At 42.7% G+C, this 1,981-nt stretch carries 3 protein-coding genes; all 3 read left to right on the top strand.

The features are described from left to right. Positions 1 to 345 (top strand): ABC transporter permease subunit (locus AB3112_RS11025; RefSeq protein ID WP_367334517.1); only part of this gene is annotated, 345 nt, incomplete at its 5' end. Between the two features lie 20 nt (positions 346 to 365). Then, positions 366 to 1,004, top strand: coding sequence for an amino acid ABC transporter ATP-binding protein (locus tag AB3112_RS11020; RefSeq protein WP_367334516.1), 639 nt, complete (start codon positions 366 to 368; stop codon positions 1,002 to 1,004). A 16-nt stretch (positions 1,005 to 1,020) separates the two neighbouring features. Next, the gene (locus tag AB3112_RS11015; protein ID WP_089109932.1) at positions 1,021 to 1,869 is read left to right on the top strand and encodes an amino acid ABC transporter substrate-binding protein; all 849 of its coding nucleotides are present in this window, start codon (positions 1,021 to 1,023) and stop codon (positions 1,867 to 1,869) included. The last annotated feature ends 112 nt before the right edge of the window (positions 1,870 to 1,981 follow it).

Here is a 1,981-nt window from a genome sequence, read left to right as displayed (position 1 = left end):
GCTGAAATCTTCCGTGGTGGTTTTCAAGCCATTGACCAAGGCCAGTTCGAAAGTGCGCGGGTGCTGCGTTTAACCCTTTGTCAAACACTTCGCAAAATTGTGATTCCTCAAGTGGTTAAGATAGTGGTTCCTTCAATTGGGAACGAAGTCATTAACCTGATTAAGGATTCATCATTGGTATACGTCATCGGTTTAGGCGACTTGCTTCGTGCAGGTAACGTTGCCACCGCAAGAGATGTCACGTTATTGCCACTTGTTTTAGTTGGGATTATTTACCTCCTGATGACGGCGGTTGCGACCTTTATCCTACGTAAAGTTGAGCAACACTACCGGGCATGGCGATAAGCTAGAGAGGGGATACAGATATGCTAGAACTTAAAAATATTAAAAAACAATTTAGTGGCCGAACGATTTTAAATGATTTCAATATGCAGGTCCCAGATGATCAGATTACCGCTATTGTTGGACCATCAGGTGCCGGCAAAACGACCTTGTTACGTTGCATCAGTGGACTAGAAACCGTCAATTCGGGATCCTTTATCTTAGACGGAAAAGCCTTTGACCCAGCTAATAACCGGGATAATGACAACGTGATCGGTGTTGTCTTCCAAGATTTTCAGCTTTTTCCGAATTTAACCGTTTTGGACAATATCACTTTGGCGCCGCAGTTAGTGTTAAAACAGTCGAAGTCAGATTCAGAAAAACGGGCACAAGAATTGATTGATCAACTTAATTTGACCGGTAAAGAAGGCTTGTATCCTTATCAGTTGTCTGGTGGTCAAAAACAACGGGTCGCTATTGTTAGGGCTTTAGCCATGAACCCTAAAATCCTTTGCTATGATGAACCAACCAGTGCTTTGGATCCTGATTTACGTCAGACAGTGGAACAAATTATTCTGAGCTTAAAGCAGGATAACATGACTCAGATTGTCGTCACTCATGATATGCAATTTGCTCAAAATATTGCTGATCAAATTGTTCGTGTTGAACCGATTAAAGCATAGTGAGGAGGGAAAAAGCATGAAAAAGAAAATTTGGCTTTGCCTGATCATGCTGGTCTGCACCGTCTCACTCTTATCTGGCTGTAGCGGTGTCAGTGTTGGTAAACGGGCAAATCACGTCGACAACTGGACCCGAATCCAAAAACGCGGCTACGTCACTGTTGGTTTGGATGACACCTTTGTACCTATGGGTTTCCGGCAAAAGAGCGGTAAACTTGTGGGGTACGATGTTGATTTAGCAAATGCATTGTTTAAACTATACGGCATTAAGGTCAGCTTCCAGTCGATCGATTGGTCAATGAACGCGACTGAGTTAAATAATGGGACGATTGATCTGATTTGGAATGGGTATTCCAAGACACCTGAACGTGAAAAGAAGGTCGCTTTCAGTAATACCTATCTGCAAAATGATCAGACGTTGGTTTCGCTAAGAAAAGATCACATCAATTCCTTCGCAGATATGCAGGGAAAGACTTTGGGGGCTCAAGCGGGTTCCTCTGGTGCGCAAGATATCAGCCAGTACCCTAACTTGTTGAAGAATCGCATTAAAGGTAAGTCTCCCGTCCTTTATGATTCATTTACCAATGCCTTTATTGATTTGAACGCTGGCCGAATTCAAGGGATGGTCATTGATTCAACGTATGCCGGTTACTATATCAACCACGAAAGTAACCCAAAGGATTACCAAATTACGAATGGTAAGTTTCCTAAAGAGCAGTTCGGTGTTGGGATGCGTAAAACCGATACAACGATGCGTCAAAAAATTAATCGTGGGCTGAAGATTCTTGCTAAGAATGGGACGTTGGCTAAAATCAATCACAAGTGGTTTGGTGACAACGCGGATTCCCCATTGCTGAATAACAAGTAATTAAAGAATGCGTGTCTAATATAAATAAGCGCTACCCCTAGTTTTACGGGGTAGCGCTTATTTACGTTAACTCATCAAAAGCTCCTAAAGGTCAGGGAAGAAAGTATCGTAT

Origin of the sequence: Lentilactobacillus sp. (assembly GCF_040773105.1) — a bacterium.
Taxonomy (GTDB): domain Bacteria; phylum Bacillota; class Bacilli; order Lactobacillales; family Lactobacillaceae; genus Lentilactobacillus; species Lentilactobacillus parabuchneri.
This window is presented reverse-complemented; position numbering and strand designations above follow the sequence as displayed.